Source organism: Thermosipho sp. (in: thermotogales), from assembly GCF_020054775.1.
GTDB lineage: Bacteria > Thermotogota > Thermotogae > Thermotogales > Fervidobacteriaceae > Thermosipho > Thermosipho africanus.
The window spans coordinates 1-5,434 of the sequence record NZ_JAIHAP010000101.1 but is presented as its reverse complement, the minus strand read 5'-3'; the positions used below and the strand labels follow the sequence as shown (position 1 = coordinate 5,434).

Below are 5,434 nucleotides of genomic sequence, written 5' to 3'. Positions count from 1 at the left end.
GGTTCAAATCCAAAGTTTATCCTCCAGTATTTATTTCCATATCCTATAGAGATAAAAAAGTTATTTAAACTAAACCCTTTTGAAAAATCGTAGTATATTTCATAGCTTTCGCCTATAGGTCTAAAATGAGAATATCCAATTATTGGACCGATTGATATTTCATTTTCATAATTTAAATTATACCCTAAATTGTATCCAATTACAAAAGAGGCAAAGTGGTTTATTCTAATGTAAGATTTTGTTCCTAGTTCAATTGGAAAATAGCCTTCTCTAAAATGGAAAGTAGAAGAAATATCAAAATATACTATTCCTAAATAATCAAAAATGCCCCCAAAAGAAAAAGCAGTATATGTTTGACTGGAATTTTCTGTGAGTGTTCCTTGTAAATATAAAACGTATCGGTCGTATAAATAAGACTTTCTACTTACCGTTCTTGAAGCAGAAATTACTTTGTTTGCATATGCATTGCCTTGTTCTATATATTTTCCCTTTTTGTAATTTGTCTCACCTATGTTATATATAGCCAATACTTTATAGATATCGTTGTATTTTTGATAATAGTATCTTATCATTCTATCTGCACCCAGGAGTGCTTGCTGAGGATTCCATGCGTTGAATACTCCATAATCAATAGCTGCATCAGCTTTGAATTGAGCTACTCCCATTGCACCTACGTTAGAAAGTGCATGTATATTAAAACCAGACTCAATATATGCAAGTCCTTTTACTATTTCAGGGAATCTCATGGTTTCAGTAAAGTTATCAAATGAAACAATTTTGTAAACAAAGGGATTATATATGGAAATTTTACCACCTTTGTTATAAAATTGTAATTGTAGACCAACGTTGGATTTTGTTATATAATTTAAAGGATCAAATAAAAAAGATAAAGTTATTGTTGAGATAAATAAAATGACCAGAAAAAATATTTTCTTCATACACTTCCCTCCCATTATATAATACCATAAAAATGAAAAGATGAGGTGAATTAAATGAAATGGAAAATAAAAATAAAGGATATAATTGCTAAAAAAAATGTTAAGATTGAGGACTATTATGAAAGTGAATACATTGAATTACACACAGGAACGTATAAAGTAATTGATAAAAGATTTAAAGTAAAAATTTCTATAGTTTTTACAGATGATACAATTGTAGTTGGAGGATATGTTTCCGGGAAAGTTGAAAGACCATGTGATAGATGTCTTGAAATGACTGTAATGCCTTTGGAAGGAACGATAGAGGCTGTGTATGACTTAAAAAATGAACCAAATTTTAAAAATTCTGAAATAGAAAATTTGAAAAATGTGATATACTACAAAGGAGAAGAAATAGATCTTGAGGAAAGAATACTTGAAGCACTTGTTGTTAGTGCTCCTGATGTTTTTGTTTGCAAAGAAGATTGTAAAGGGTTATGCCCTTTCTGTGGTGAGAATTTGAATGAAAATCCAGATCATGTTTGCAAAGAAATGGAAGTATTTAATATAGATCCAAGATTTGAAAAGCTTTTAAAACTAAAAGAAGAAATGCAAAATAAGAATTGATATAAATTAAAAGGGAGGGATTTATATGGCAGTACCTAAGCAAAAAAGGTCAAGAAGCAGAACACATCACAAGAGGGCAAAAATATACAGAGCATTTTCAGTTCCTGTTTCCGTATGTCCAAATTGTGGTGCACCAAAACTTCCTCACAGAGTTTGTTTAAATTGTGGACATTACGGTAAAAAACAAGTATTTGAAGTTGCAGAATAATTATGAAAAAAATAGCGATTGATTTAATGGGAGGAGATTATGCGCCAGCGGAAATTTTAGCTGGCGCTCTTTCCTTTGCAAAAGAAAATGAAGATGTGGAACTTTATCTTGTAGGAATTGAAGAAAATTTTAAAGATGTGCAACTACCAAAAAATTGTGTAAAGGTAGTAACCGACGATTTTTTGCCAATGGATGTAAAACCCACAGAAGCGGTTAGGCGAAGAAAAAGCACAATGTATGTTAGCTGTCAACTTGCTAGAGAAAAGAAAGTTGATGCAGTTGTTAGTGCTGGGAATACTGGTGCACTTTTGGCGTGCGCAACTTTTGTAGTAGGAAGAATTAAAGGAATTGAAAGGCCTACCCTTGCAGTACCAATTCCGACTAAGAATGATTTTTGTGTTTTAGCTGACGCAGGAGCAAATATAGATGTAAAACCTTCTAACCTTCTCCAGTTTGCCATTATGGGGGTTGAATATGCAAAGTTGCTTGGAAAAGATAATCCTACTATTGGGCTTTTGAATGTTGGAACGGAAGAAAATAAAGGAACGCAAAAAGAAAAAGAAGCATTCCAGATTTTAAAAGAAAGATTTGGTAATCAATTTGTTGGGAATGTTGAAGGGAACGATTTAAATGCAGGGAAAGTAGACGTTGTTGTTGCAGACGGTTTTCATGGAAATATAGCTATGAAAACCATGGAAGGTGCTGCAAAAATGATTACAGAACTTATAAAGTCTGAAGTAAAAAAGAATATAATATCTGCCTTGGGTGCTCTTTTAATGAAACCTGTATTTAGTTCTTTGAAAAATAAACTTGATCCAAAAAAATATGGAGGAACATTCTTTATTGGTGTAGAGGGAGTAGTAGTAAAGGCCCATGGTAATTCAAATAGGACTGCTATATTTAACGCGTTAAAGGTTGCAAAAAAAGGAGTAGAGGAAAAACTTCCTTTGAAAATTAAGGAGGCACTTTTAAAATGTGCGGAATAGTAGGAATAATTGGAACGGAATTTAGTATAAAAGAACTTGTTGATGATTTGCAAAAGTTAGAATATAGAGGTTATGACTCTGCAGGAATAGCTTTTTATAAAGATGGAAGTATTGTTATTCAAAAGGCTACCGGAAAAATATCAAATTTAAGAGATCAAATTACAAATTTTAACACTTCAGTTGGTATTGCTCATACTAGATGGGCAACACATGGAGCGCCTACTGATGAAAATGCTCATCCTCATACGGATTGTACTGGAAAAATTGCAATTGTTCATAATGGAATAATAGAAAATTATGCAGAGATAAAAGAAGAGTTAAAGAGAAAGGGACATAAATTCAAATCAGAGACTGATACGGAAGTTATTGCACATTTGATTGAAGAAAATTTTGAAGGGGATCTCTATAAAGCAGTCTTAAAATCTGTGAAAATGCTTAAAGGTGCATATGCTATAGTTGTTATGCATTCTGACATGAAGGATACTTTAGTTGCAGCAAGAAAAGGAAGCCCTCTAGTATTGGGCAGGGCAGAAAATAAAGTTATTTTAGCTTCAGATGTTACACCAATTATAAAATATACAAAAGACGTAGTTTTTTTAGAAGATGGGGATGTTGCACTGTTAAAAAATGGAGAGTATAAAATTACAGATGTAAATGGAAATATTGTTCTAAGAAAAGTTTATCATATTGATTGGGACGAAGCTTCTGCGGAAAAAGGTGGATACAAGCATTTCATGTTAAAAGAAATAAATGAAGAACCCGAAGCAATAGAAAGTGCATTTGTAGGTAGAATTACTAATGAAGGCCCAATACTTACGGAATTAAAAGAGTTTAATTTAGAAAAAGTTGAAAAAATAAAACTTGTTGCTTGTGGAACAAGTTATCATGCTGGGCTTGTTTTCAAATATTTCTTAGAGAAGCATTCAAATATTGATGTAGAAGTTGATGTAGCATCAGAATTTAGATATAGAAACATACATATAGATGATAAAACGTTGGTAATTGCAATTTCTCAATCTGGTGAAACTGCAGATACTCTTGAATCTGTTAGACTTGTAAAATCAAAAGGAGCAAGAGTGGTTGCAATTTCTAATGTAGTAGGTTCTACCATTACCCGAGAAAGTGATGTTACAATTTTGATGAATGCTGGTCCAGAAATTGGTGTTGCTGCTACTAAAACTTATGTGAATCAACTTGTTGTTTTATACATTCTTGGAATGTATATTTTAAAAGAACAAAATATGTGGAATGATGAACTTGAAAAAGATTTCGAATTTTTGAAAAAAGCACCAGAAATTTTCAGAAAATTGTTGAACGATATAAACTTAGAAGAATATGCAGCATATTACAAAAATTACCATCATTTTATGTACATAGGTCGCGGAATCAATTATCCATCTGCTTTAGAGGGCGCTTTAAAATTGAAAGAAATTAGTTATATTAATGCCACTGCATATCCAGCCGGTGAGTTAAAGCATGGCCCAATTGCTTTGCTTGATCCAACTTTTCCTGTTTTTGCTATTGCACCAAAGGATAGATTGTTTGAAAAAACAAAAAGTAATATTGAAGAGTCAAAGGCAAGAAAGTCAAGAATAATTTCTGTAACTAATGAATCAAATAAGGATTTGGAAGGTATTTCCGATGACATAATTTATGTTCCAGATAGTCCGGAAGACATGTATCCTCTTACTATTTCTCCTGTTATACAGCTTTTTGCATATTTAATTGCTGATATGAGAGGTTATGATCCTGACAAACCAAGAAATCTTGCAAAGAGCGTTACAGTTGAGTAAGCATGAAAAGTAACAGGTAGCAAATATATGAGGAATTGTTTTTTATTTTTAAATCAAAGCCCCCCAATAGTTCTACTATCGGGGGGCTTGTTTTTGTTATTTGTTTTCTATAACTTCATAATCTTTAATACCGTTATTTTCTAGATTTTCTATAATTTTTTCTTTATTTCCAACTATGATAGTTACAAAGTTATTTGGATATGTAAATCTCGAGAATGCCTTTTGAACATCTTCAGCACTGAGGGAGTTATACATTTTTATAAATTCATTTATGTAATTTTCATTGATTTTTCTGATTTCTACATCAAATGCAACACTATCAAGAACAGTGATTTTGTCCTTATAAGCATTTGGGAATAATGCGTTATAAAGATTAACTTCATTGAATAATTCTTCGGAAGTTAATGGTTCTTTATAATATTTTATATCTTCCATAATTTTCTTAACATCTTTTATTAAATCTGCTAATGCGTCATATCGTACAGTGGTTGTTACATAGAAATTTCCTAAGTAACTTCCGGTGGAAAAGCTTGAGTTAATTCCATAGACATAGCCTTTTTCAGTTCTTAACACTTTCATCAATCTAGATTTAAATGCACCACTACCATAAATTCTGTTTGCCATTAAAAATGCAACTCTATCGTAGAGTTTATCTTTAAAGAATTCAAAGTTTGGAAATCTGTATCCCATTTTTATTTTTGCCTGGGTAGAGTCTTGTCTATCAACAATTACAATTTTTGAAGTAGTTTTTAAAGAAGAATCATATACAAACAATGGTTTTGAAGATGCGGTATTTTCCCATTTTGCAAAGTATTTTCTTATTAATTCTTTTACATTATCGATTTCAAAATTTCCAGCTATTGAGATTATAATTCGGTTAGGGCTAATTGTTTTATAATAAAA

Annotated in this window: 6 protein-coding genes; 4 read left to right on the top strand and 2 right to left on the bottom strand. The window is 31.5% G+C overall.

Going from position 1 to position 5,434, the window contains the following annotated elements; all coding sequences use genetic code 11:
• Positions 1-938: lytic transglycosylase domain-containing protein (locus JG780_RS10495; protein ID WP_287570593.1), on the bottom strand; the 938-nt coding region annotated here is incomplete at its 3' end.
• 54 nt (positions 939-992) lie between these two features.
• Between JG780_RS10495 and JG780_RS10490 the strand changes: the two genes are divergently transcribed.
• The 4 genes from JG780_RS10490 to glmS are packed head-to-tail and all read left to right on the top strand — an operon-like array spanning position 993 to position 4,531.
• Positions 993-1,544 (top strand): YceD family protein, encoded by a 552-nt coding sequence (locus JG780_RS10490; protein WP_004100385.1) that lies wholly within the window; start codon positions 993-995, stop codon positions 1,542-1,544.
• Between the two features lie 25 nt (positions 1,545-1,569).
• Complete coding sequence (rpmF, locus tag JG780_RS10485) at positions 1,570-1,752, top strand: 50S ribosomal protein L32 (protein WP_004100388.1); 183 nt, start codon at positions 1,570-1,572, stop codon at positions 1,750-1,752.
• A gap of 2 nt (positions 1,753-1,754) precedes the next feature.
• Positions 1,755-2,738 carry a phosphate acyltransferase PlsX gene (gene plsX, locus JG780_RS10480; protein WP_114702980.1) on the top strand — a complete coding sequence of 328 codons (984 nt, stop codon included), beginning with the start codon at positions 1,755-1,757 and terminating at the stop codon, positions 2,736-2,738.
• A complete protein-coding gene (gene glmS / locus JG780_RS10475) occupies positions 2,726-4,531 on the top strand; it encodes a glutamine--fructose-6-phosphate transaminase (isomerizing) (RefSeq protein WP_287570590.1) in 1,806 nt (601 codons plus the stop codon). The genes plsX and glmS overlap by 13 nt, the downstream gene beginning before the upstream one ends.
• Before the next feature lie 96 nt (positions 4,532-4,627).
• Here glmS and JG780_RS10470 read toward each other — a convergent pair.
• On the bottom strand, positions 4,628-5,434 hold an 807-nt coding region (locus tag JG780_RS10470; protein WP_287570588.1), incomplete at its 5' end, for a M16 family metallopeptidase.

Excerpts from the sequence above, each read along its gene's own strand:
- glmS (WP_287570590.1), top strand. The coding sequence starts at position 2,726 with ATGTGCGGAATAGTAGGAATAATTGGAACGGAATTTAGTATAAAAGAA.
- rpmF (WP_004100388.1), top strand. The coding sequence starts at position 1,570 with ATGGCAGTACCTAAGCAAAAAAGGTCAAGAAGCAGAACACATCACAAG.
- plsX (WP_114702980.1), top strand. The coding sequence starts at position 1,755 with ATGAAAAAAATAGCGATTGATTTAATGGGAGGAGATTATGCGCCAGCG.
- JG780_RS10490 (WP_004100385.1), top strand. The coding sequence starts at position 993 with ATGAAATGGAAAATAAAAATAAAGGATATAATTGCTAAAAAAAATGTT.